Origin of the sequence: Amycolatopsis sp. lyj-109, assembly GCF_046548995.1 — a bacterium.
In the GTDB taxonomy this organism is placed as follows: Bacteria; Actinomycetota; Actinomycetes; order Mycobacteriales; family Pseudonocardiaceae; genus Amycolatopsis.
Genome location: NZ_JAJPWR010000031.1, coordinates 13,807 through 38,393 on the forward strand (window position 1 = coordinate 13,807; position 24,587 = coordinate 38,393).

General features: G+C 71.1%; 20 protein-coding genes. 6 read left to right on the forward strand and 14 right to left on the reverse strand.

The window, feature by feature from the left end; translation table 11 throughout:
• Position 1 precedes the first annotated feature (1 nt).
• The gene (locus ACLJQF_RS42100) at positions 2–1,882 is read right to left on the reverse strand and encodes an acetolactate synthase large subunit (protein ID WP_410615907.1); all 1,881 of its coding nucleotides are present in this window, start codon (positions 1,880–1,882) and stop codon (positions 2–4) included.
• Between the two features lie 346 nt (positions 1,883–2,228).
• Here ACLJQF_RS42100 and ACLJQF_RS42105 point away from each other — a divergent pair, with 346 nt between their 5' ends.
• Both ACLJQF_RS42105 and ilvD read left to right on the forward strand, forming a co-directional pair.
• Positions 2,229–2,675, forward strand: coding sequence for a PH domain-containing protein (locus tag ACLJQF_RS42105; protein WP_410615908.1), 447 nt, complete (start codon positions 2,229–2,231; stop codon positions 2,673–2,675).
• A 48-nt stretch (positions 2,676–2,723) separates the two neighbouring features.
• A complete protein-coding gene (gene ilvD, locus ACLJQF_RS42110) occupies positions 2,724–4,568 on the forward strand; it encodes a dihydroxy-acid dehydratase (protein ID WP_410615909.1) in 1,845 nt (614 codons plus the stop codon).
• A gap of 105 nt (positions 4,569–4,673) precedes the next feature.
• Here ilvD and ACLJQF_RS42115 read toward each other — a convergent pair whose 3' ends face one another.
• Together ACLJQF_RS42115 and ACLJQF_RS42120 are read right to left on the reverse strand one after the other, a co-directional pair.
• Positions 4,674–5,249 carry a DoxX family protein gene (locus ACLJQF_RS42115; protein WP_410615910.1) on the reverse strand — a complete coding sequence of 192 codons (576 nt, stop codon included), beginning with the start codon at positions 5,247–5,249 and terminating at the stop codon, positions 4,674–4,676.
• 37 nt (positions 5,250–5,286) lie between these two features.
• Positions 5,287–6,195: a 2-hydroxyacid dehydrogenase gene (locus ACLJQF_RS42120; protein WP_410615911.1), complete on the reverse strand. Its 909-nt coding sequence runs from the start codon at positions 6,193–6,195 to the stop codon at positions 5,287–5,289.
• A gap of 65 nt (positions 6,196–6,260) precedes the next feature.
• Here ACLJQF_RS42120 and ACLJQF_RS42125 point away from each other — a divergent pair, with 65 nt between their 5' ends.
• The 3 genes from ACLJQF_RS42125 (at position 6,261) to ACLJQF_RS42135 (ending at position 12,215) form a co-directional block, all read left to right on the forward strand.
• Positions 6,261–7,469: a PQQ-dependent sugar dehydrogenase gene (locus tag ACLJQF_RS42125; protein WP_410615912.1), complete on the forward strand. Its 1,209-nt coding sequence runs from the start codon at positions 6,261–6,263 to the stop codon at positions 7,467–7,469.
• 286 nt (positions 7,470–7,755) lie between these two features.
• On the forward strand, positions 7,756–11,691 hold the full coding sequence (locus tag ACLJQF_RS42130) for a nucleic acid/nucleotide deaminase domain-containing protein (RefSeq protein WP_410615913.1): 3,936 nt from the start codon (positions 7,756–7,758) through the stop codon (positions 11,689–11,691).
• 71 nt (positions 11,692–11,762) lie between these two features.
• Positions 11,763–12,215, forward strand: coding sequence for a hypothetical protein (locus ACLJQF_RS42135; RefSeq protein ID WP_410615914.1), 453 nt, complete (start codon positions 11,763–11,765; stop codon positions 12,213–12,215).
• A gap of 1 nt (position 12,216) precedes the next feature.
• Here ACLJQF_RS42135 and ACLJQF_RS42140 read toward each other — a convergent pair whose 3' ends face one another.
• The 8 genes from ACLJQF_RS42140 to gatC form a co-directional block, all read right to left on the reverse strand.
• On the reverse strand, positions 12,217–13,359 hold the full coding sequence (locus ACLJQF_RS42140) for a Gfo/Idh/MocA family protein (RefSeq protein WP_410615915.1): 1,143 nt from the start codon (positions 13,357–13,359) through the stop codon (positions 12,217–12,219).
• On the reverse strand, positions 13,359–14,087 hold the full coding sequence (locus ACLJQF_RS42145; RefSeq protein ID WP_410615916.1) for a cupin domain-containing protein: 729 nt from the start codon (positions 14,085–14,087) through the stop codon (positions 13,359–13,361). Before ACLJQF_RS42145 ends, ACLJQF_RS42140 begins: the two co-directional genes overlap by 1 nt.
• Complete coding sequence (locus ACLJQF_RS42150) at positions 14,084–15,004, reverse strand: PmoA family protein (RefSeq protein ID WP_410615917.1); 921 nt, start codon at positions 15,002–15,004, stop codon at positions 14,084–14,086. The genes ACLJQF_RS42145 and ACLJQF_RS42150 overlap by 4 nt, the downstream gene beginning before the upstream one ends.
• Entirely contained in the window at positions 15,001–16,071 is a 1,071-nt protein-coding gene (locus tag ACLJQF_RS42155) for a Gfo/Idh/MocA family protein (RefSeq protein ID WP_410615918.1), read from the reverse strand. Before ACLJQF_RS42155 ends, ACLJQF_RS42150 begins: the two co-directional genes overlap by 4 nt.
• Positions 16,072–16,338: 267 nt before the next feature.
• Positions 16,339–16,869 (reverse strand): hypothetical protein, encoded by a 531-nt coding sequence (locus ACLJQF_RS42160; protein WP_410615919.1) that lies wholly within the window; start codon positions 16,867–16,869, stop codon positions 16,339–16,341.
• Complete coding sequence (gatB, locus tag ACLJQF_RS42165; RefSeq protein WP_410615920.1) at positions 16,866–18,371, reverse strand: Asp-tRNA(Asn)/Glu-tRNA(Gln) amidotransferase subunit GatB; 1,506 nt, start codon at positions 18,369–18,371, stop codon at positions 16,866–16,868. Before gatB ends, ACLJQF_RS42160 begins: the two co-directional genes overlap by 4 nt.
• A complete protein-coding gene (gene gatA, locus ACLJQF_RS42170; RefSeq protein WP_410615921.1) occupies positions 18,368–19,885 on the reverse strand; it encodes an Asp-tRNA(Asn)/Glu-tRNA(Gln) amidotransferase subunit GatA in 1,518 nt (505 codons plus the stop codon). Before gatA ends, gatB begins: the two co-directional genes overlap by 4 nt.
• Complete coding sequence (gene gatC / locus ACLJQF_RS42175; RefSeq protein WP_043780795.1) at positions 19,882–20,181, reverse strand: Asp-tRNA(Asn)/Glu-tRNA(Gln) amidotransferase subunit GatC; 300 nt, start codon at positions 20,179–20,181, stop codon at positions 19,882–19,884. Before gatC ends, gatA begins: the two co-directional genes overlap by 4 nt.
• 236 nt (positions 20,182–20,417) lie before the next feature.
• Here gatC and ACLJQF_RS42180 point away from each other — a divergent pair, with 236 nt between their 5' ends.
• Positions 20,418–21,071, forward strand: a complete 654-nt coding sequence (locus ACLJQF_RS42180) for an amino acid-binding protein (protein WP_410615922.1) — start codon at positions 20,418–20,420, stop codon at positions 21,069–21,071.
• A 65-nt stretch (positions 21,072–21,136) separates the two neighbouring features.
• On the opposite strand, the gene ACLJQF_RS42185 is transcribed toward ACLJQF_RS42180, so the two are convergent.
• The 3 genes from ACLJQF_RS42185 to ACLJQF_RS42195 are packed head-to-tail and all read right to left on the reverse strand — an operon-like array spanning position 21,137 to position 24,520.
• Complete coding sequence (locus tag ACLJQF_RS42185) at positions 21,137–21,631, reverse strand: GNAT family N-acetyltransferase (RefSeq protein ID WP_410615923.1); 495 nt, start codon at positions 21,629–21,631, stop codon at positions 21,137–21,139.
• The gene (gene ligA / locus ACLJQF_RS42190; RefSeq protein ID WP_410615924.1) at positions 21,624–23,804 is read right to left on the reverse strand and encodes an NAD-dependent DNA ligase LigA; all 2,181 of its coding nucleotides are present in this window, start codon (positions 23,802–23,804) and stop codon (positions 21,624–21,626) included. The genes ACLJQF_RS42185 and ligA overlap by 8 nt, the downstream gene beginning before the upstream one ends.
• An 11-nt stretch (positions 23,805–23,815) precedes the next feature.
• Positions 23,816–24,520, reverse strand: coding sequence for a hypothetical protein (locus tag ACLJQF_RS42195; protein WP_410615925.1), 705 nt, complete (start codon positions 24,518–24,520; stop codon positions 23,816–23,818).
• Between the last annotated feature and the right edge of the window lie 67 nt (positions 24,521–24,587).

A 24,587-nucleotide genomic window follows, 5' to 3' on the forward strand; every position in this document is an offset into this window, starting at 1 on the left:
CTCAGCGCTCGCCTTCCCCGGCGGAGTCGGCTGCTTCCACCGAAACCTCGTCGTCGTCGAACAGCGGCCGGATGCCCCGGACCGCCATGATCTCGTCGTTGCCGGTGCCGGCCGCGACCATCGGCCACACCTGGGCATCCTTCCCGACCACGAAGTCGATCACGACGGGGCGGTCGTTGATCTCCATCGCGCGGCGGATGGTGGCGTCGACGTCCTCGCGGGTCTCGCACCGCAGGCCGGCGCAGCCCAGCGCCTCGGCCAGCAGGACGAAGTCCGGGATGCGGTGCTTGTGCGTCCCGAGGTCGGTGTTGGAGTAGCGCTCCGAGTAGAAGAGGTTCTGCCACTGCCGGACCATGCCCAGGTTGCCGTTGTTGATGACGGCGACCTTGATCGGCGCGCCTTCGATGGCGCAGGTGGCCAGCTCCTGGTTGGTCATCTGGAAGCAGCCGTCGCCGTCGATCGCCCACACGGCCTTGTCCGGGACGCCGAACTGCGCGCCCATCGCCGCGGGCACCGCGTAGCCCATGGTGCCGAGGCCGCCGGAGTTGATCCAGGTACGCGGGTTCTCGTACTTGACGAACTGCGCGGCCCACATCTGGTGCTGGCCGACACCGGCGGCGTACACCGCGTCCGGGCCGACGAGCTGCCCGATCCGCTCGATGACGTACTGCGGCGACAGCGAACCGTCGTCGGGCCACTCGTAGCCGGCCGGGTAGTTGGTGCGCCAGTCGTCGGCCTGGGTCCACCAGTCGGCGAGGTCGGGCTGCCCGCTGTGGTCGAACTCCGCCTTCACGGCGGTGATCAGCTCGCCGATGATCTCCTTGCAGTCGCCCACGATCGGGACGTCGGCCTTGCGGTTCTTGGAGATCTCGGCCGGGTCGATGTCGGCGTGCACGATCGCGGCGTCCGGCGCGAACGACTCCAGCTGGCCGGTGACGCGGTCGTCGAACCGGGCGCCGAGGGCGATCAGCAGGTCGGCGCGCTGCATCGCGGCGACGGCGGCGACCGAGCCGTGCATGCCCGGCATGCCGAGGTGCTGCGGGTGCGAGTCGGGGAACGCACCGCGCGCCATCAGCGTGGTGACGACGGGGATGTTCGTCAGCTCGGCGAGCTGCTTCAGCTGCTCGTGCGCCTCGGCCTTGATGACGCCACCGCCGACGTAGAGCACCGGGCGCCGCGACTTCGCGATCAGCTTCGCGGCTTCACGGACCTGCTTGCCGTGCGGGCGCAGCGTGGGGCGGTAGCCCGGCAGCCGCAGCTCGGTCGGCCAGGAGAACGAGGTCATCTCCTGCAGCACGTCCTTGGGGATGTCCACCAGCACCGGGCCGGGTCGGCCCGTGGACGCCAGGTGGAACGCCTCGGCGATGGTCCGCGGGATGTCCGCCGGGTCCGTGACGAGGAAGTTGTGCTTGGTGATCGGCATGGTGATGCCGCAGATGTCGGCTTCCTGGAACGCGTCGGTGCCGATCAGCGCGCGGGACTGCTGGCCGGTGATGGCCACGACCGGGACCGAGTCCATGTTCGCGTCCGCGAGCGGGGTGACCAGGTTGGTCGCGCCCGGGCCCGACGTCGCCATGCAGACGCCGACCTTGCCGGTGGCCTGCGCGTACCCGGTGGCGGCGTGGCCGGCGCCCTGTTCGTGGCGGACCAGGATGTGGCGGACCTTCGTCGAGTCGAGCAGGGGGTCGTAGGCGGGCAGGATGGTGCCGCCCGGGATCCCGAAGACCACCTCGGCGCCGACCGCCTCGAGCGAGCGCACGAGGGACTGGGCGCCGGTGACGCGCACCGGCGTTCCCGCCGGTGGTGCCGGCTTCGGACGTGCTCCGGGCGTTCCGGGCGTCGGCCCGGGCTTCGCGTCGCTGCGCGACGTCGCACTGGTCATCGGATCTGCCTCGTGGGTCTCGGTGTCACTCGTTCGGGTCTTTTTTGAGCTCGATTGGTGCGGTGGGGCGGGGAATCTCTTCCCTTGGGCAACAAAAAACCCTCGCCGACCGTAAGGTCGCACGAGGGTTCGCGCGTCGACGCAGCGGAAAGCCTTCCCTAAGCGTCGACGCGCTTGGGAAGTACGAGGCCGGTCAGCGGTGTCACGGCGATGACGCTAGACCGAACGTCGGGCGGGTGTCAACTCTGCGGGATGGCGCGTCCGCATCGTGGACACGACAGCGGCGTGCGTCACCCCCGCGCGACCCGGGTCCGAGCCGGTCCGCGGGGCGGTGCACCATTTCCGGGTGGCCGAAAAACAGCAGGACGAAGGCCGGAAGGCCGTCTTCCGCGTCCCCCGCACGTCGTTCATGGCGATCGCCCTCCTGACGCTCTGCGTAACGCCGATCGCGCTCGGGGAGATCCCGTACCTGCAGTGGCTCTACATCTTCCCGATCGCGCTGGCGGTGTTCGTGATCCGCCATCGCACGGTCGCGACGCGCACCGGGCTGGCCGTCCGCACGGTGTTCGGCCACCGCGACATCCCGTGGTCGGCGTTGAAGGGCCTCGCGATCAGGAAGTCGCGCGTGCAGGCGGTGCTGAAGGACGACACGAAGGTGCCGCTGCCGACCGTGCGCACCCGGCACCTGCCGGTGCTGTCACTGGTGAGCGAGGGGCTCGTCGCGGACCCGAGCGGGGTGCTGCAGGCCGAGGACATCAAGCCCGGGACGTCGGAGAACTCGGCCAGCGAGTAAATTGGTCCTACCAGTTTCGCCGGCCACCCTTTGACCTGGGAGTTTCCCGTGCCGCCTCTCCGTTCCCGGACCACCACCCACGGCCGCAACGCGGCGGGCGCGCGCTCGCTCTGGCGCGCCACGGGCATGACCGACAGCGACTTCGGCAAGCCGATCGTCGCGATCGCCAACTCCTACACCCAGTTCGTGCCCGGCCACGTGCACCTGAAGGACCTCGGCGAGATCGTCGCCGGCGCGGTCAAGGAAGCCGGCGGCGTCGCACGCGAGTTCCACACGATCGCCGTCGACGACGGCATCGCCATGGGCCACTCCGGCATGCTCTACTCGCTGCCCTCGCGCGAGATCATCGCCGACTCGGTGGAGTACATGGTCAACGCGCACCAGGCCGACGCGCTGGTGTGCATCTCCAACTGCGACAAGATCACCCCGGGCATGCTCAACGCGGCGATGCGCCTGAACATCCCGGTGGTGTTCGTCTCGGGCGGCCCGATGGAGGCCGGCAAGGCGGTCGTCGTGGGCGGCGTCGCGCAGGCCCCGACCGACCTGATCACCGCGATCGCGGCGTCGGCGAGCCCCGAGGTCGACGAGGACGGCCTGGACATCGTCGAGCGTTCGGCCTGCCCGACGTGCGGATCGTGCTCCGGCATGTTCACCGCGAACTCGATGAACTGCCTCACCGAAGCGCTGGGTCTGTCGCTGCCGGGCAACGGCTCGACGCTGGCGACGCACGCCGCGCGCCGCGCCCTGTTCGAGGAGGCCGGGCGCACGGTCGTCGAGCTGTGCCGCCGCTGGTACGAGGAGGACGACGCCTCGGCCCTGCCGCGCTCGATCGCGTCGAAGGCGGCGTTCGAGAACGCGATGGCGCTGGACATGGCGATGGGCGGTTCGACGAACACGGTCCTGCACGTCCTCGCGGCCGCCCAGGAGGGCGAGGTCGACTTCACGATCGCGGACATCGACGCGATCGGCCGCCGCGTGCCGTGCCTGTCGAAGGTGGCGCCGAACTCCGACTACCACATGGAAGACGTCCACCGGGCGGGCGGAATCCCGGCGATCCTCGGCGAGCTGTACCGCGGCGGCCTGCTCAACGCCGACGTGTGGTCGGTGCACTCGCGGGATCTGGAGTCGTGGCTGGCTTCCTGGGACATCCGGGCCGCTTCGCCGTCCGCCACGGCGGTCGAGCTGTTCCACGCGGCACCCGGCGGAGTCCGCACGACGCAGGCGTTTTCCACCGAGAACCGCTGGTCGTCCCTGGACACCGACGCGGCGGGCGGCTGCATCCGCGACGTCGAGCACGCGTACACGAAGGACGGCGGCCTGGCGATCCTGCGCGGCAACCTCGCGGAGAACGGCGCGGTGATCAAGGCCGCGGGCATCGACGAGGACCTGTGGCACTTCGAGGGCCCGGCGCGGGTCCTGGAGAGCCAGGAGGAAGCCGTGTCGGCGATCTTGAAGAAGGAGATCCAGCCGGGCGAGGTCCTGGTGATCCGCTACGAGGGTCCGGCGGGCGGCCCGGGCATGCAGGAGATGCTGCACCCGACGGCGTTCCTCAAGGGCTCGGGCCTCGGCAAGAAGTGCGCGTTGATCACGGACGGCCGTTTCTCGGGCGGTTCCTCGGGCATTTCGGTGGGCCACATCTCCCCCGAGGCGGCGGCGGGCGGCCTCATCGGCCTGGTGGAGAACGGCGACCGCATCCTCCTGGACGTCCACGAGCGCCGGCTGGAACTGCTGGTGGACGACGCGATCCTGGCCGAGCGCCGCGCGAAGATGGAGGCGTCGGAGCGGCCGTGGCAGCCGAAGGACCGCCAGCGCCCGGTGACGGCGGCCCTGCGCGCGTACGCCCGGATGGCGACGTCGGCGGACACCGGTGCGGTCCGTGATGTGAACAAGTAAATCCGGCCCAGGCCGCCGGGGGACCCCCGGTTTCAACGTTACCGGCAAGCACCGACAGTTTCGGGCGTGAAACCGGGGGTTGTCCCCAGCCCTACCGCGTCAGACCTACCTCGTCAGAACGATGACCACCACGGCGGCCGCCGCGGCCAGCAGCAGCGAAACCAGCCCCAGCGGCAACGGCCGCTTCCGCCACGGAGTGTTCCGCTCCAGCGAAATCGGCCCGGACCCGGTGAACAGCAGGCTCAACGCCGAAGCCGCCAGCAGCAGCTCGAACTCGAACCCCTGCCCCGAACCCTCGAAGAACCCGCCGTGGAACTTCGCGTACACCGCATTGGCCGCCACCCCGAGCAGCCCGGCCGCGGCCAGCGGCGTGAACAACCCGACGATCAGGAGCACCCCGCCACCCAGCTCGGTGATGCCCGTGATCCACGACAGCAGCGTCGTCTGCTTGTGGTAGCCGTACGTCTCCAGCACCCGCGCGAACCCGCCGATGCCCGGCCCGCCGAACAGGCCGAACAGGTGCTGCAGCCCGTGCGCGCCCATGGTCGCGCCGAGCGCCAGCCGCAGGATCAGCAGGCCGAGGCCGAGCCCACCTTGGCGCGGCGTGTCGTCCGACCGATCCTCGTCGACGCCCGACAGGAGGCTGGTGGGCTGCTGCGAAAAGTCGTCTCCACTGCTCACCCGCGAAGGTTAGAAGAATCGCGCGGGCCTGGCGAGCTCAGTATTCGCCGTGGACGAGGTTGTCCGGCAGCTCGCCGCCGGCGTAGCGGGCGATCTCGGCCGCGGCCACGGCGTACGAACGACCACGGACCCCGCGCACGGCCCCGCCGACGTGCGGCGTCAGCAGCAGCCCCGGCGCCGTCCACAGCGGGTGCCCGGCGGGCGGCGGCTCGGGGTCGGTGACGTCGAGGGCGGCCCGCAGCCGGCCCGTGGTCAGTTCGGCGACCAGGGCATCGGTGTCCACGACGGCGCCGCGCGAGACGTTGACCAGCACCGCGCCGTCGCGCATCCGGGCCAGGAACTCCGCGTCGGCCATCCCCCGCGTCCGGGACGTCAGCGGCACCATCAGCACCACGACGTCGTGCAGTTCGAGCAGCCCGGGCAGCTCGCGCACGCCGTGCACACCCTCCCGCGCCGTCATCCCGACCATCGTGCAGCGCGCGTCGAACGGCTCGAGCCGGCGCCGCAGGTGCCGCCCGAGGTCACCGGCGCCGATGACGAGCACCCGCTTGCCCTGCAGCGTGTCCGCCGTCTGCCGCTCCCACCGCCCTTCGCGCTGCGCCGCGGCGAAGACGTCCAGCTTCCGGTACATCGACAGCAGCGCGGCGACGACCCACTCGGCCGTGCTCCCGCCGTGCGCGCCGCGGCAGGTGGAGAGCAGGACACCGTCGGGCACCTTGCCGACCCAGTCCTCGGCGCCGGCGGACAGCAGCTGGATCAGCTTCAGGTTCGGCAACGTGCGCCACAACTGCTCGCCCGGCGGGTGCTTGCCGGGGATGAGCACCTGGGCCTTCGCGGCCTCGGGCGGCACCGGTTCGCCCCACTGGTAGCGCACGGGCAGGACCCGCGGGACCTCGGCGAGCACGGTCATGCCCTCGTCGTCGGGCACCAGCACGGTCAGCGTCATGATCCCCAACGTAATCGAGGAGTACTCACCCATGGTTCACGCACCGGCCCCTAGGCTGGGGGATCATGCGCACCCGCTACCGCTCGGCCTTGCTGGCGATCTTGGCCTGCGGTGTCCTGCTGCCCGCCGGGTGCGCGCGGTTCGACGACACCGCGGCGGGGCAGACGTTCAGCCCCGCGCCCGTCCCGAGCCCCGAATCGCCGCCCGAGGTCCAGGGCCCCGGCGCGGACTCCGGGAGCGACCCCAAGCAGGCCCGGCCGGGCCAGTCGGCCGCGCCCGTGCCGCCGCCGCAGGGCTGCAAGGACTTCGACTCGTCGGTGATCGCGACGTGCCTGGACACCGTCGCCGCGGTGGCCGGCCTGCCGGGTGACGGCTCCACGCCGAGCGCGCTGGCCGGCGAGCGCAAGAGCGGCCGCGTCCTGCTGGCGACGGGCGGCAAGGACGCGACGGACTTCGCGAAGCTCGACGTCCAGGCGGCCGGCGACGGCGGCCTGACCGGGCTCGCGCTGTCACCGTCGTACGTCGAGGACCAGCTGGTGTTCGCCTACATCACGACTGCGACCGACAACCGCGTCGTGCGCTTCGCCAGGGGCCAGTCCCCGAAGCCGGTCCTCACCGGCATCCCGAAGGGCGCGTCCGGCAACCGCGGCACGATCGGCACCGACAACCGGGGCGCGCTGCTGGTCGCGACCGGTGACGCGGGCAACCCGAACGCCGCGGCGGACCCGAACTCCCTCGCCGGGAAGCTGCTGCGGATCGACACCTCCGGCAAGGCCGCGGCGGGCAACCCGAACGGAGCGCTCGTGGTGGCGGCCGGCCTGCACGCACCGGGCGGGGTGTGCGCCTCGGCCGACGGCGGCCGCGTCTGGGTCACCGACCACCTCGCCGACAAGGACGCCCTCTACCGCATCCAGGCCGGTCAGCCGTTGACGACGCCGGCGTGGACGTGGCCGGACAAGCCGGGCGTCGCGGGCTGCGCCGACTTCGTCGACGCGAACGGCTCGCTCTCGGTCGGCACGTCGCTGGCGGGCAATCTGCAGAACCTGCCGGTGGCCCCGGACGGCGCGATCAGCGGCAAGCCGACGGTCAGTCTCGACGGCAAGACCGGCAAGCCGCCGGTGACGTACGGGCGGCTGGCCGGCATGAGCATGATCAACCCGCAGCTGGCGGTGGCGGGAACGGTCAACAAGGACGGCGGCACCCCGGTCTCCAGCGACGACCGCGTCGTCCTGATCACCCCGGCCACGTCCGGCGGCGGCAACGGCAAGGATTGACCCGGCCGGTGCAGTGAGCTGCACTCTTCGTCATCGAATGTGATGACGATCACCCCCTTCTGGCCCACGATCCGGCGATCTTCGTCCTGTTAAGGTCACGTTCGGGCGGATCCTCACCCTGGTCCGCCGAGGGGGATTTCCGGATGGTCACGTCTTTTTGCGCTGCCCGAACGACGGCTGACATCGCGCCGCCGGCGGGCTGACGCCGTTTCCGGGCTTTTCCCGCACCCGAGCACCGGACGGTGTGGCGCCGGTGCGCGTTCACGAAAAGAGAGCCATGAGACCGGTGAAAAGACTCCAGCGGCTCCGGCGCGGCGGCTTGATCGTCGCGCTCGTCGCCGCACTGACCGCCCAAACCGTGCAACAGGCCACGGCGGCGCCGGCCGCCGCACCCCGGGCCGCCGCGGCCACGGCCTCCGAGCTTTCCCCGCGCGCCAAGGTGCTCACGATCTGGCGAGCCGCCGGCACGCAGGTCAAGGCCGAGGCCGAACGGGCCCTGATCGGCTCCGACGCCGACGTCGCCGCGTTTCTGAAGGACAAGCTGGGCCGCCTCGTCGCGCTGGACGACCGGCTGTCGGTGAACCAGATCCTCAACGCCGGCGGCCCGGCGGTGAAAACCGCGGCGCAGCAGGCCCTCGACGCCGCGGACAGCAACCCGGACGCGCTGCGCACCTTCCTCCGCGAGACCTGGACAGGCGCGTCGGACACCGACCTGCGCGTCCGGGTCAACCAGATCATGGCCGCGGGTGGCCCCCAGGTCAAAAAGGCCGCGCAAGCTGCCTTGGACAACGGAAGCTACGCCGCGCTCCACGACTTCTTGAACACGACCTCGGCCCGTGCCGAGGCGACCGACCTCCGGGTCCGGGTCAACCAGATCCTCGCGATCAGCGGTCCGGAAGCGAAGGTGGCCGCGCAGGAGGCGCTGGACGACGGAACCCCGAATCGGCTGCGGCTGTTCGTCGACCGCGACTGGGAAGTCGCCGCGGCCCGCGACCAGGAGACGGCGAGCATCCAGCAGCTGGTCGACGCGGCGAAGATCGCCGGCGCCCAAGCCGCGCAGGAGACCCAGGAGGCGAAGGACGCCGCCGATCGCGCGCTGAAGGAAGCCGACCTCGCGCGGCAGGCGAGCGAGCTGGCCGCCCAGGCCGCGAAGGCGGCCAAGGACAACGCCGCGGGCGCGGCCGAAGCCGCCGGTCGGGCCGCCACCGCGGCCAACCGGGCAGCGAGCGCCGCGGTCACGGCAATCGGCGCGGCCAACGCCGCGACGTCCGCCGCCCGGGTCGCCGCCAACGCCGCGGCGCGGGCCGCCGCGGCCGCGTCGAAGGCCGGACAGGCGTCGACCACCGCGTGGAACGCCGCCGCAGCGGCCCGCGTGGACCGGGGCAAGGCCGGGGACGCGTCCAAGGCGTCCCTCGAAGCGGCCGCCGCATCGGCCAGTGCGCAGCAGACCGTCGACGCGCTCGACCAGGCGAAAGCTGCCCTGGAACACGCCAAGCAAGCCATCGACTCGGCGAACTCGGCCAGTACCAACGCCTCGAATTCGGCGGCAGCCGCGCGCGAAGCCGTCCAGTGGGCGCAGGCAGCCGGCGCGGACGCGCATGAAGCCGAGGCCGCGGCGGCGACCGCGCAGCGGCAGGCCGACCGGGCGAGCCGGGCGGCCGCGTCGGCCCGCGCGTACGCAGGCGAAGCGGCGGACGCGGCGGCACAGGCGCGTGTGCTGGCTGTCCGTGCCGCAGCGGACGCCGCCCTCGCCGCCGCGGCGGCGAAGGACGCGGCGGACCACGCCGTCAACGCCGATCAGGCGGCCCAGCTCGCCACCGACCACGCGAACGCGGCCAGCGCGGCCGCGCAGATCGCGATCGACTCGGCCAAGCAGGCCCAGCGGATCTACGACGCCGCCCGCAAGGTCGACGCGGACCGGATCGCGCTGCAGGCCGAACAGGCCACCGAAGCCGCCCAGCAGGCCCTCGCCGTCCAGGATCGGCTCGGCCTGACCCGCAAGTGGAACGCGGCGCAGGAAGTCCAGCGCGACGCGGAAACCAACCGGCTGCTGACCGAGGCGAACGCGCCGGGTGCCGACCCGGCGCTGGTCACGCTCAACGGCCGGAAGATCGCCCTTCGGCTGCTGACCACCGGCGGCCCGTGGACGAAGTCCGCTGCCGAAGGCGCGCTCTCCGGCGCCGATCGCGAAGTCCAGGAGTTCGTCCGCACCGGCATTGTGCGGTCGGCGGCGCTGGACGACCGCGAGACCCTGCAGGAGATCGTCGACAGCGCGAGCCCGGCCAAGAAGGCGGCCGGCCAGCAAGCGCTCGCGGGCAGCGACACCGATGTCAAGCGGTTCCTCGCTACGCCGGACTACCCGACCGAAGGCAGCGACCTGCGGCTGCAGGTCAACCAGGTCCAGGCCACCGCCCGCGCCGAAGGCAACTCCGTCGTCGTCGCCGAGGCCCAGAAGGCCCTCGACGCCGGCACGGTGGCCGCGTTCCGGCAGTTCCTCGACACCGGGCAGAACATCGCCCGCGAAAAGGATGACCGGATCGCGCTCAACCAGCTGATCGCCAGCACCGCGACCGGGCCCGAAGCCCGGATGCTGGCCCAGGCGGCGCTGGCCGGGCCGCCCGACATGGTCCGGATGTACCGGCTCAACGGCCAGTACATCGCCGCGCGCCACGACCGTGAGTCGGCGGCGCACAACGCGGTCGTCTCCGGACTGGTCTCCGAAGCCACGTCCATCGCGGCGAAGGCGTCCCAGAACGCCGCGCTGGCGCAGTCCGTCGCCGCCAACGCCCGCCACGCGGCCGCGGAAGCGCTCAAGTACGCCGAGCAGGCCAACGCGTTCGCCACCGACGCGATCAACGCGGCCAAGGACGCGGAGAAGTCGGCGCAGGACGCGCGCGATTCGGCGATCCAGGCCGCGCAGTCGGCCGAAACCGCGCAGCAGGCCGCGGTCCGGGCCTCCCAGGCCGCGGTCCGGGCGACGCAGTCGGCGGTGTCGGCACGGTACTCGGCCAACCTGGCGAACCAATATGCGCAAAGCGCCGTCGACGCGGCGCACCAGGCGTACCAGGACGCGGTCGACGCCGGCAACGACGCCAACGCCGCCGTCGCGGCCGCGAACAAAGCCTGGGACGACGCGGTCACCAGGGCGAACAACGAGATCGCCGCGGCCAAGAAGAAGTTCTCCGACGACGTCAACGGTGCCTGCAACGCTGTCCCGGCGGGGCCGGCGCACGACGACTGCGTCACGCGCGCGTCCCGGATGATCAACGACCCGAAGGGCGAAGCCGAACGCAACGTCGCGGTCTGCAACCAGCTCAAGCAGTACAGCGAGCAGGTCTTCAACGACTGCCTCAAGGGCGCGTACAACCCGGCGCTGACGTACGTCATCAACAAGGCGATCGCCGACGCCAAGCAGAAGGCCGAAGACGAAGCCGACTCCGAACGCTGGTGGTCGATCGCCGGCACGATCGTCGCGGGCGCGGTGATCGTCGGCGCCGGCATCTTCTGCCTCGAGGTCTGCACGGCCCCGCTGGTGGGTGCCCTGGTCGGCGCCGAAGCGGGCTTCCTCGCGGGAGCCGCGGGCGCGGGCATCGAACTGACGATCGGCGCGGAGTTCGTCACCGGCATCGCCGCCGACTCCTTCCTGGCGTCCCGCCTGGCGGCGCTGAGCTCGGAGGAGTTCCTCGCCGGCATCGCGGTCCGCAACACCCTCGGCGACCTCGCCCGCAACATCGCCACGAAGCTCGGCGGGGCGTGCATTCCCGGCTTCGCGTCGGCCCACCTGGCCGCCGCGGCCGGCGGATACTGCCTCAACCCGATCCAGTACGAGCGCTGGGGCAGTGAACTGGCCGACAAGGCGTACGAACTGCGCCGGACGATGGGCCTGCTCAGGAAGCCGGGGATCAACGTCGCGGTGGCGAAGATCCCTGGTTACAAGGACCCCATTCTCGGCGAGGGCTACATCGGCGCGATCAGCGGCAGCAAAAAGCACGCCGAAGAGCGCATCGTCGACACGCTGCGACAGAACGGGTTCGACACGAAGACGATCGAGCGCCTGTTCACCGAGCGGAGCCCGTGCCCGGACCGGTGCTCACCGCTGCTCGGTGAAGCGCTGGCGAACGGGACCCCGGTCGACTTCGCGGTCTATTACCTGAAGGAAAGCAAACTGGAAATCGAATCCCTCAAATCGCTGATCGCCCAGCGCGCCCAGGGATATCGCTGACGAATCCGACCGCCGGTGGTGGCCGCGCGCTGCGGCGCCGGCCACCACCGGCCCGGTGTTAAGGTGCCACGGTGACCGACCCGTTCCAGTACGAGAAGGCCGCGCTGCTCGCCGACGACCCGATGTTCCGCGCCCCGGACGAGGCGGTGTCCGCGTGGCGCGAGCTGGCGGAAGCTGTGCGTGCGGAACTCACCAGGATGGGTTTCGCGGCCACGGTCCTCGACCGCTTCAGCCCGGACCCGTGGCCGGCCGGGGCGCAGATCCTCGTGCACGACATCCAGCCGTTCGGCGTCACGCTGGAATGGCACACTCCGCTCCAGGACACGGACTCCTACCGCGCGCACGCCCGCCGCCAGGATCCCGAAGACCCGCTGGTCGGCTACGTGGTCACGGCCACCGAACTGATCGTCCGTTCGCTGCTGGAAGTCGTGCGAGCTGCCGGGTTCCGGACGCTCGTCGACCACGAGGAGCGCCAGACGTACCACTACCGTGTGCTCGAAGCACCCCGGTTCCCGACGGCCTGAATCAGGCCAGCGGCTTCAGCTCCACCCGCCGTCCCTCGGCCGACGACGTCAGCCCGGCCTCCGCCACCTGCAACCCCCGGGCGGCCGAGAAGAAGTCGTACCGGTGCTGGCGCCCGGCGACGACGTCCCGCACGAACTCCTCCCACTGCGCCTTGAAGCCGTTGTCGAACTCGGCGTTGTCCGGCACTTCCTGCCACTGGTCGCGGAAGGGCTCGGTGGCCGGCAGATCCGGGTTCCAGACCGGCTTCGGCGTCGCCGAGCGGTGCTGGACGCGGCAGCGCCGCAGCCCGGCGACCGCGCTGCCCTCGGTGCCGTCGACCTGGAACTCGACCAGCTCGTCGCGGAAGACCCGGGTGGACCACGACGAGTTGATCTGCGCGATGACCCCCGACTCCAGTTCGAAGATGCCGTACGCGGCGTCGTCCGCCGTCGCCGCGTACGCCTCGCCCTGCTCGTCCCAGCGGCGCGGGATGTGGGTCACCGCCTTGGCCGTCACCGCCGAAACGGCGCCGAAGAGGTTCTCGAGCACGTAGTTCCAGTGGCAGAACATGTCGAGCACGATCCCGCCGCCGTCCTCGGCGCGGTAGTTCCAGCTCGGGCGCTGCGCCTCCTGCCAGTCGCCCTCGAAGACCCAGTAGCCGAACTCGCCACGCACCGACAGGATCCGCCCGAAGAACCCGCCGTCGATCAGCCGCCGCAGCTTGAGCAGCCCGGGCAGGAAGAGCTTGTCGTGCACGACGCCGTGGCAGATCCCGGCGTCCCGCGCGAGCCCGGCCAGCTCCAGCGCCGCCGGCAGCGTCTCGGCCAGGGGCTTTTCGGCGTAGACGTGCTTGCCCGCGGCGATCGCCGCCCGCACCGACGGCTCGCGCGCCGACGTCAGCTGCGCGTCGAAGTAGATCTCGACGTCCTGCAGCGCGGAATCGGCGTCGGTGGTCCACGCCGTCAGGCCGTGCCGGTCGGCGAGGTCCTTGAGCTTCGCGGCGTTGCGCCCGGCGAGGATCGGCTCGAGCTGCACACGGCTGCCGTCCGGCAGGGCGACGCCGCCCTGTTCGCGGATCGCCAGGACCGACCGGAGCAGGTGCTGCCGGTAGCCCATTCGGCCCGTCACCCCGTTGAGCAGCACTCCGATGCTGGACTGGTTCATCACTGCAAGCCTTCCTGGTCGGATCCATCCCACGGGATGTCGTATTCGGCCCGGCGTCCGCACATGCCGTAGCCGTCGGGATTCGACGGCGTCGCGACCCGGAGGCCGGACCGGTCGAGGTGGCTCCCGTCGCCGTCGGCGAGGGCCTTGAGGTGCGCACCGGTCAGTTCGGCGGCCCGCAACGCCCCGGCCTGCCAGCGCGGTACCCACTCTGCGACCTTCGGCGCGACGAGCGCGACGGCCGCCCGGTGGAACGCCCGCAGCGGTTCCGGATTGCCGTCCCGGAGGGCGTCACGCAGCGGCAGGTACCCGCGAACGGCCAGGTCACGGCGCCGCTGCGCGGCGTCGCCGGTTTTCGGCAACGCCGCGGCCTCGGCGTAGGCACCCGCGTCGGCGAGCACGTCGGGCGGGAACGTGAAGACGGCGTCCCCGGCCTCCGGCAGCCCGCTGTTCTGCATGAGGACCGTGACGCGCAGGCCGTCGTCCTGCACCATCCGGTGCACGGTGCCGGGGGTGAACCACGCGATCACGCCGGGCTCCAGGGGTGTCTCCCCGTAGCCGTCGACGCTCAGCGTCTGGACGGCACCCCGGCCCCCGGTGACGACGTAGGCCTCGGTGCAGGCGAGGTGGACGTGCGGGCTGCCGCCGCAGACGCCGTCCTCGGCCGCCCAGTCGTAGGCGCGCAGGTGCGAGACGCCGATGCCGCCCGGTAGCGGAAAATCGGTCATGACCAGCCGTGCCCGTCGAGGTAGCGGGTCACCCGGTCGCGGTCCCAGGCCCCGTCGGCGACGACGATCCGGTAGCGATAGGCGAAGCTCTCCCCTGGCGGCAGTTCGAACTCGTCGAAAAACGCCCACGAGAAAGCGACCATGGGCGCTTCCGCGGCCCGGACGAACCAGTGCGACTCGTGGATCGCCTTGTCGTTCTCGGGCGCGTGGGCGAAGACGAGCGTCGAATGCGCGTCGACGTCGTCGTGCTCGCCGACGAACGCGAGCCACGGCGCCTGCGCGCCCATCATCGCCTCGCCCTCCAGGTCGCCGGGGCCCAGGACCTGGCCACCGCCGAAGTCGCGGGGCCCCCGCCAGTGCAGGCCGGTGTACCCGGCCAGCTCGCGGCCCGCGGTGGTCGGGCTGCCGAACACGAGCGGGACGTCGCGGACGTTGGTCAGCTCGATCGCCCAGTCGAGCGCCCAGGACCCTTCGCCCGGCTCGACCGAGTGGACGACGATGTCACGCCGCTCCCGCGCCCACTCGTCACCGCCGTTGGCGACCCAGGTGAGGTCTTCGCAGAAGCTGAGCCGATCGCGTTCGACGGTGAAGCGGGCGAATCCGTCGTGCCGCATGGAGCCGATGCGGTCGGGCAGCTCCTGGTACCAGTCGCCGGGGACGTAGGTGTGGCCACCCCAGAAGTTCTGCCCGGACAGGTGGCTCGAGGTCATCTGCAGGCCCTTGTGCCACCGGTGGTCGGCGGGCCGGTACCCGCTGACGTGCCGGCCGCCGAGGGTCCGCAGCGGGTGGGCGTAGGGCTTGCGCGACTCGAAGGCCACCGGGTCGGGCTTGTACACATAGGACATCAGCTGGACACCACCGGCCTCGACGGACACGTGCTCGCCGTGCCGGTGGGTCACCGTGATCGTCGCACTCATCCACGTCCCCCTGCCTGGTCGCCCGCCATCGAGCGGTAGAAGGGATCGCCCGGCCCGATCTCCCCGCGGCGCACGCCGAGCCCGGTGGACGCGGACTTGTAGAGCGCGGCGATGAACTCCAGCACCTGCCGCCCGTCATCCCCGCTGCACGGCGGCCGCCGCCCGGCCCGGTAGGCGGCCAGGACCGGCGCGAACGCGGCGGCGTGCGAGCTGTCGACGTCACTGGCCGGGGTGTGCCACCGCACGACGGCGTCCCCGGTGACGTGCGGCGCCGACGTGTAGCGCCAGTCCTTGACGCCGTACCCGTAGAGATGACTGAGCTCCGCGGTGGCGCGCTCGCAGTCGATCCGGATCCGGCTCACCTCGTCCGGCGAGAGGACGCTGTTGACGACGGTCGCCAGCGCCCCCGACTCGAACCGGACGAGCGCGGTGGAGACGTCTTCGGTCTCGACGTCGTGCACCAGCCGCGCGGTCATCGCGCGCACCTCGGCCCAGTCGCCGAGCAGGTGGAGCAACAGATCCATCTGGTGGATGCCGTGGCCCATGGCCGGCCCGCCGCCCTCGGTCTCCCAGCGCCCGCGCCACGGAACCGCGTAGTAGGCGGCATCGCGGTACCAGGTGGTCTGGCAGTGCGCGACGAGCGGGCGCCCCAGCTCCCCACCCGCGAGCAGCTCCCGGAAGTGCGCGGCGGCCGAGCCGGACCGCTGCTGGTAGACGAAGGCGGCGTACGGCCCACCCTCCCGCTCGGCGACGGTCATCTCGTCGTACTCGGCGAGCGACCGGCACGGCGGCTTCTCACACCAGGCCCAGGCGCCGCTTCCGAGCACGTCCTTCGTCTGCTCGACGTGCAGGCTCGGCGGCGTGCAGATCGAGACGAGGTCCGGCTCCTGCTCGGCGAGCAGGGTGCCCAGGTCGTGGTAGGGCTTCGCGTGGCCGGTCCCGGCGCAGAACGCGGCCACCCGCGCCTCGTCGACGTCGGCGGCGGCCACGATGTCGACGTCTTCGTGGTGGGCCTCGAAGGCAGTCCGGTGGCTCTCCGCGATGGCCCCGGTCCCGATGACGGCCACCCGTAAGCGCTTTCCCTGAGCCAACCCGGGTCTCCTTCCACGGCTCCGGCGCCCCAGCAGCGCCGATCCGCGCCGCCCGTCCGCCTACGGCGGCGGCGATCTCCGCGGCCGGGCTGCGCCTCTCCGACCGTTCCAGAAAGCGCTTTCTCGCGCAACGGGCGACCATGATGTCAACGTTGTCAACGATCGCGATCCACCGGTCGGACGACTCCCCCACCCGGTCGGAAATTCTCCAGCGGCAGGACTCTTACCGAAGGGGCGCGAAGATCAGCCGCTCTTGCTGCGGCTCTTCCGCGGCTGCCGGCTCTCGGCCCGCATCGCCCGCATGTCCAGGAAAGCGGCAACACCGGACACCAGCGCCGCGAACAACCCGAGGAACCGGCCCAGGCCCGCCCCGATGGCGACCCCGGCGGCCTCGAAGATGCCGCGCTGGTCGGCGTCGAACTCCCAATCCAGGGTGACCCAGCCCAGCACCATCAGCAGCAGCGACGCCGCGGCGACCACCAGCCACAGCTGCGGCAGGCCGCTGACGCGCAGGGTCCGGATTCGCCCGAAAAAGACCACGACCAGCCCGGCCAGCAGCAACGGCAGCGGCGGGCACCAGGCGAAGAAGCTCGAGTGCCACGCGTTGCGGACGACGTCACCCTGGGGCAGCTGCGCGAGGATGTCTTCGATGTCCGGCTTGGTGGCGGTCAGCGTGGTCCACGGAAGGAACGTCGAACCCAGCGCGAGCAGCCCGGCCGCCAAGCCGAGCCACTCGCGCCAGGTGACGCTTTTGACGAATGCCGGCAACGTCAAGAACCGACGCGCTCGATGATCAGCTCACGGACCCGCTTGGCGTCGGCCTGCCCCTTGGTCGCCTTCATGACCGCGCCGACGATGGCGCCCGCCGCGGCGACCTTGCCGCCGCGGATCTTGTCCGCGACGTCCGGCTGCCCCGCCAGAGCCTCGTCGATCGCCGCGAGCAGCGCCGAGTCGTCCGAGACGACCTTCAGCCCCCGCTTCTCGACGACCTCCCGCGGCTCGCCCTCACCCGCGAGCACACCCTGGACGACTTCCTTCGCCAGCTTGTTCGTGAGTTCGCCGGACGTGACCAGCCCGATCACGTCGGCCACCTGCGCCGGAGTGATCGCCAGCTCGGTCAGCTCGACCTCGCGGGCGTTGGCCTCCTGGGCGAGGGTGTTGACCCACCACCCACGGGCGTCGTCCGGCGACGCGCCGGCCTCGACGGTGGCCGCGACGAGGTCGACGGCACCGACGTTCAGCAGGTCACGCAGGGCCTCGTCGGAAAGCGACCACTCCTGCTGGATCCGCTTCCGCCGCTCCGAAGGCATCTCCGGCAGCGTCCCGCGCAGCTCCTCGACCCATTCGCGCGAGGGCGCGATCGGGACCAGGTCGGGCTCCGGGAAGTACCGGTAGTCCTCGGCGGTCTCCTTCGTCCGGCCCGGCGACGTGGTGCCGTCGGCCTCCTGGAAGTGCCGCGTCTCCTGCTTGATCGAACCGCCGGCGGCGAGGATCGCCGCCTGCCGCGTCATCTCGTAGCGGACGGCACGCTCGACGCTGCGCAGCGAGTTGACGTTCTTCGTCTCGGTGCGCGTCCCGAACTCGGTCGCGTCCTTCGCCATCAGCGAGACGTTCGCGTCGCACCGCAGCGAGCCCTGGTCCATGCGGACGTCGGACACGTCAAGCGCGCTCAGCAGGTCCCGCAGTGCGCTCACGTACGCCCGCGCGACCTCGGGGGCCCGCTCACCGGTGCCCTCGATCGTCTTCGTGACGATTTCGATCAATGGCACGCCGGCCCGGTTGTAGTCGAGCAGGGAGTGCTCGGCACCGTGGATCCGCCCGGTCGCGCCGCCGACGTGCAGCGACTTGCCGGTGTCCTCCTCCATGTGCGCCCGCTCGATCTCCACGCGCACGACCTCGCCGTCGTCGAGCGTGACGTCGAGATAGCCGTTGAAGGCGATCGGCTCGTCGTACTGCGACGTCTGGAAGTTCTTCGGCATGTCCGGGTAGAAGTAGTTCTTCCGCGCGAACCGGCACCATTCGGCGATCTCGCAGTTCAGCGCGAGACCGATCCGGATGGCTCCCTCGACGGCCTTGCCGTTCAGGGCCGGCAGCGCACCGGGCAGGCCGAGGCAGGTCGGGCAGACCTTCGTGTTCGGCTCACCGCCGAACTCGTTCGCGCACCCGCAGAACATCTTCGTGTTCGTGCTGAGCTCGACGTGGACCTCGAGCCCGAGCACCGGGTCGAACCGCTCGATAACGTCGGCGTAGTCCATCAACTCGGCCACGGCAGTCACTTCGTTCCTCCCAGCTCCGGGACCTTGTGGATGAGCGCCCCACCAGCGGCGGCGTCGCGGGCGGCCTCGTAGGCGGCGCCGACCCGGTAGAGCCGGTCGTCGGCGAGCGCCGGGGCCATGATCTGCAGCCCGACCGGCAGCCCGTCCTCGTCGGACAGCCCGCTCGGCACGCTCATGGCGGCGTTGCCGGCGAGGTTCGACGGGATCGTGCACAGGTCGGCGAGGTACATCGCCATCGGGTCGTCCACGCGCTCGCCGATCTTGAACGCCGTGGTCGGCGTCGTGGGCGAAACGAGGACATCGACCTGTTCGAAGGCGGCGTCGAAGTCACGCGTGATGAGCGTGCGCACCTTCTGCGCCGAGCCGTAGTAGGCGTCGTAGTAGCCGGACGACAAGGCGTAGGTGCCCAGCATGATCCGCCGCTTGACCTCGGCGCCGAAGCCCTTCTCCCGCGTCAGCGACATGACCTCTTCGGCGCTGTGCGTGCCGTCGTCGGCGACGCGCAGGCCGTAGCGCATGGCGTCGAACCGCGCGAGGTTCGACGAGCACTCGCTCGGCGCGATCAGGTAGTACGCGGGCAGCGCGTAGACGAAATTCGGACAAGACACCTCGACGACGTCGGCGCCGAGCGCCCGCAGCTGCTCGACCGCGGCCTGGAACGACCGCAGTACGCCCGGCTGGTAGCCGTCGCCGCCGAACTCCTTCACGACGCCGACCTTGACACCCTTCAGGTCACCGTTCGCACCCTGGCGCGCAGCGGCGACGACCGGTGGCACCGGGGCGTCGATCGACGTCGAGTCCCGCGGGTCGTACCCGGCGATGACCTCGTGCAGCAGCGCGGCGTCGAGCACTGTCCGCGCGCAGGGCCCGGCCTGGTCGAGCGAGGACGAAAAAGCGACAAGGCCGTAGCGCGACACCCCGCCGTAGGTCGGCTTGACCCCGACGGTCCCGGTGACGGAACCGGGCTGCCGGATCGAACCACCGGTGTCGGTGCCGATCGCGATGGCGGCCTCGAAGGCCGCGATCGACGCAGACGAGCCACCGCCCGACCCGCCCGGGATGCGGGCGTGGTCCCACGGGTTGTGCGTCGGACCGTACGCGGAGTTCTCGGTCGACGACCCCATGGCGAACTCGTCCATGTTCGTCTTGCCGAGAATGACCACACCGGCCTCGCGCAGCTTGCGCGTCACGGTCGCGTCGTACGGCGGCAGCCAGCCTTCGAGCGTTTTCGAACCACAGGTGGTCGGCACGCCCTCGGTGGTCAGCACGTCCTTGAGCGCGAGCGGCACGCCAGCCAGCGACGACGCGGGCGCCTTGCCGTCGGCCAGGCCGTCGTCGACCTTCTTGGCCGCGGCCAGCGCGCCCTCGGTGTCGACGTGCAGGAACGCGTGGATGTGGTCGTCGACCTCGGCGATCCGGTCCAGGTGGGCCTGCGTGACCTCGACCGCGGACACCTCGCGCGAGTGGATCTTCTCCGCCAGCTCCGCGGCGGTCAGCTTGATGAGCTCGGTCACTGCTCTTCCCCCAGAATCCGCGGCACCCGGAAACGGCCCTCTTCGGCAGCTGGCGCACCGGCCAGCGCCTGCTGCTGCGTGAGCCCGGGGACGACGACGTCCTGTCGGAAGACGTTCGTCAGCGGCACGGCGTGCGACGTGGGCGGCACGTCGGCGGCGGCGACCTCGCTCACCTTGGCCACCGAGTCCAGGATCTGGTCGAGCTGGCCGGCGAAGACGTCGATCTCGTCGTCGGTCACGGCCAGCCTGGCCAGCTTCGCGAGGTGCGCGACCTCGTCTCGGGAAATGTTGGGCACGCGGGTGACTCCCGGGTTGTGCTGTGCGGGTTGTCTCGGAAGCTGCAAGTCTATGGTGGCGGCGCGGGCGGACTCGACTGGGTTACGCCCGGCGCAGGCCGGCTGCCGTCCGGCGACGCTCACATCCCGCCCGGCGGACAGCAGGTCCCACGAGCCGGGTGGGTCTGTCACAATCGGCGACCGGCATCGAGCGTCCCACGGCAAGGCTGGGACGCCAGAGGTGAGAGGGGCGCGTGGTGTCGTTCCTGATCCGGGTCCTCCTTCCGGACAGCCCGGGGACCCTCGGCGCGGTCGCCACGGCGCTCGGCACGGTGGGCGCCGACATCCTCAGCGTGGACGTCGTCGAGCGCGGCAGCGGGATCGCCGTCGACGACCTGGTGGTCGAGCTCCCGTCGGGCCGCCTGCCCGACGCGCTGATCACGGCGGCCGAGAGCGTCGAGGGCGTCGAAGTGGACGCGGTCCGTCCCTACGCGGGCGTCCTGGACACGCACCGTGAGCTCGAGCTCGTCGAAGAGATCGCCGCGCGGCCGAAGTCCGGGCTCGACATCCTCGCCGAGGGCGTCCCCCGTATCGTGCGCGCCGGCTGGGCGATGATCGTCGAGCATTCGGAGACCGGCGCGGTCCGGCTGGCCTCGTCCAGCGCGGCTCCGGAGACACCGATCACCGACCTGCCCTGGCTGCCGCTCGAACGCGCGACGGTCCTCGACAGCGAGGAAGCCTGGATCCCGGAGACGTGGAAGGAGCTCGGCACCGAGCTCGCGGCGACCCCGCTCGGCAAGCCGGGCAAGGCGCTGCTCGTCGCCCGCCCCGGCGGCCCGAACTTCCGCGCCGCCGAGGTCGCCCGGCTCGCCCACCTCGCCGGCATCGTCGCGGTTGTCCTCGATGGCTAGACCCTCATGCCATCGAAAGGGACGAGCCCCAAGAGGGTTCGTCCCTTTTCGCGACAAGGCCCAGGTCAGACGTCGATCTGATAGGCGATGAGCACGATGTGCGGGAACGGCCGCCAGTCCCGCTCGGCCAGGCGCGTGAACCCGAGACGCTCGTAGAGCCGATGCGCGCTGCGCATCCGGTCGGCACTGCTCAGCACCACCTTCCGGAGCCCCAGCGCGCGAGCACGGTCGAGCACCGCCCTGACCAAGGCTTCGCCGACACCACGGCCACGTGCCGACGGCGCCACCGCCAGCATCCGGAACTCCAGCTCGCCCGGGCGCGAGATCTCGGCGTACTCGGACCCCGGGCGCACGACGGTCACGGTGCCGATCACCTCCCCGGCCCCGTCCACGGCGACGAGGACCTCAGCCGCCTCGACCCGCCGGGCGACGTCCCGCAACGTCGCGTCGTAGCCGACGTCGTCGGCCAAGTGGCCATCGGCCTTGTACGCCTGCACCGTGACTTCGCCCGCCGCGGCGTACTCCTCGGCCCGCGGCGGCCGGATCTCGACGTCACCCATCCGTTCCCCCAGTCTCTTCCTCGGCGGTCTCGTCGCCGACCGGCAGCGCCACCTCCCGCGCCGCGTCGGGGCCCTGCTCCAGCAGGACGCGGAAGCCGGCTTCGTCGAGCACCGGCACCTTGAGCTGAACCGCCTTGTCGTATTTCGAACCAGGCGAGTCCCCGACGACGACGAACGAGGTCTTCTTCGAGACCGACCCGGCGGCCTTGCCACCGCGCGCCATGACGACTTCCTTGGCTTCGTCGCGCGAGAAGCCGTCGAGCGAGCCTGTCACCACGATCGACAGCCCCTCGAGGTGGCGCGGGATCGACTCGTCGCGCTCCTCCTCCATCCGCACGCCGGCGCGTCGCCACTTTTCGACGATCTCGCGGTGCCAGGCGACGTCGAACCACTCCTGCGTCGCGTGGGCGATGGTCGGACCGACGCCGTCGACCGCCGACAGCTCCTCCTCGGTGGCCTGCTCGATCCGTTCGACCGAACCGAACTCACGCGCCAGCGCCTGCGCAGCGGTCGGCCCCACGTGCCGGATCGACAGGGCGACCAGCACCTTCCACAGCGGCCGGTCCTTCGCCGCGTCGAGGTTGGCGAGCAGCTTCCGCGCGTTCGCCGACAGCTCGCCCGCCTTGGTCCGGAACAGTTCGACTTCGGCGAGGCTGTCCTCGTTCAGGTCGAAGACGTCGCCCTCGTCGGCGACCACTCGCGCGTCGAGCAACGCGACCGCCGCCTCGTACCCGAGGACCTCGATGTCGAAGGCGCCCCGCCCGGCCAGGTGGAAGAGGCGCTCACGCAGCTGCGCGGGGCAGAACCGGGTGTTCGGGCAGCGGATGTCCTTGTCGCCTTCTTTCTGATAGGCAAGCTCGGTGCCGCATTCCGGGCAGCGGGTGGGCATGACGAACTCGCGTTCGTCGCCGGTGCGGGCGTCCACCACCGGCCCGAGGACCTCGGGGATGACGTCGCCGGCCTTCCGGATGACGATCCGATCGCCGATCAGTACGCCCTTGCGCTTGACCTCCTCCTGGTTGTGGAGGGTGGCCCTGGCCACGGTCGACCCCGCGACCGTGACCGGCTCGGTGACGGCGAACGGGGTCACCCGCCCGGTCCGCCCGACGCCGACCTGGATGTCCAGCAGCGTGGTGATCGCCTCTTCCGGCGGGTACTTGTAGGCGATCGCCCAACGCGGCGCGCGCGACGTCGTGCCCAGCCGGCGCTGCAACGCCACCTGGTCGACCTTGATGACGACGCCGTCGATCTCGTGCTCGGCATCGTGCCGGTGCTCGCCCCAGTAGGCGATGTGCGCCGTGAGCTCGTCAGCTGAAGTCAGGACCTTGCTGTGCGGCGACACGGGCAGCCCCCACGCGGCCAGGGCGTCGTACGCCTCCGACTGGCGCTGGGGTTCGAAACCCTCGCGTTTGCCGAGGCCGTGGCAGATCAGCCGCAACCGGCGCTCGCGAGTGATCTTGGGGTCTTTCTGCCGCAGCGAACCGGCCGCGGTGTTGCGCGGGTTCGCATACGGAGGCTTGCCAGCCTCGACCATCTTCGCGTTCAGCTCGAGGAAGTCCTCGACGCGGAAGAAGACCTCGCCGCGCACCTCGACCAGGGCAGGTAACGGGAACTGGCCGGTGCCGGTCAGCGTCTGCGGCACCTGATCGAGGGTGCGGACGTTGAGCGTGACGTCCTCACCGGTCCGGCCGTCACCGCGCGTGAGCGCCCGGGTCAGGTGGCCGTTCTCGTACAGGAGGTTGATCGCCAGGCCGTCGATCTTCAGCTCGGCGAGGAATTCGGTGCGCCCGACCTCTTTCTCGACACGTTCCACCCACGCCAGGAACTCGTCCTGGTCGAACACGTTGTCCAGGCTGAGCATGCGCTCGAGGTGGTCGTGCGCGGTGAACTCGGTCGAGAACGTGCCCCCGACGCGCTGGGTCGGCGAATCGGGCGTGACCAGCGCCGGGTGCGCATCCTCGAGCCGCTGCAGTTCGCCCAGCAGCTCATCGAACTGCCCGTCCGAGACGATCGGCGAGTCCAAGACATAGTAGCGGAACTGGTGGTCGCGCAGTTCCTCGGCGAGGGCGCTGTGCCGCTCACGCACGTCGGCCGGGACGTCGGTGACGTCCTCCGCGGCCACCGGGGCGTCGACCGCCGCAAGCTGGTCCTGGGGAAGTTCGGTGCTGCTCACGGGTGGTAACCCTAGCCGGAGGTACCGACATTTTCGTCCGGTCCGCCGCCCAGCCCGCGGACCAGTTCACGGAACTCCAGAAGGGTGATCGAACCGGCCGGCTCGGCCTCCGCGGTCTCGACGCGCCGTAATCGTTCGGCGGCGAGCCGTTCACCCAATGTCGCGTCGAGCGGCAGGAAGGTCATGGTCCGCCGGGTCGCGTCGTCGAGATCGCCGAAGCGCGGATGGAAGACGGCGACGTCGACCACGTGCTCGTCGTCGTCCACCTGAGCGACGACCCGGACGTCGGCCAGCGCGATCCGGTGCTCGCCGAGGTTCACCGTGACCTCGGTCGGATCGGGTACCGGCGGGACCGAGTCGTGGTACTCCCAGATCGCGTCGTCCGGCGGCGCGGCAGCACGCCACGCGTCGGTGAACGGCCGCACTTCGGGATCTTCCTGGCCGGTCACGACCAGGGCGTAGATCGCCTGACGACCACGCTCGAGCGAGAAGTGCAGCCGCGGGTGCAGCGCCTCGACCAGCTGGCAGAGCTCGTGCTCGACGCGGTTCAGCTCGCCTTCGCCGAGTGCCGCGCTCACCATCGGGAGAAGCTCGAACCAGCCGTGCCAGAAGGAGTCCGCGGCAGCCGCCGGGTCATCCGGCACGGGCTGCTCGGGCCAAGCTGTGCGCGGGTCGGGCGGATCGGCGGCGGCGTCCTTGCGGCGGAACATACGCATGGTTTCGGGTGGTCCTCGTTCGGTCGGCGACCTCGCCAACGCTACTTGCCGGCCGAGGCGGGCGTCG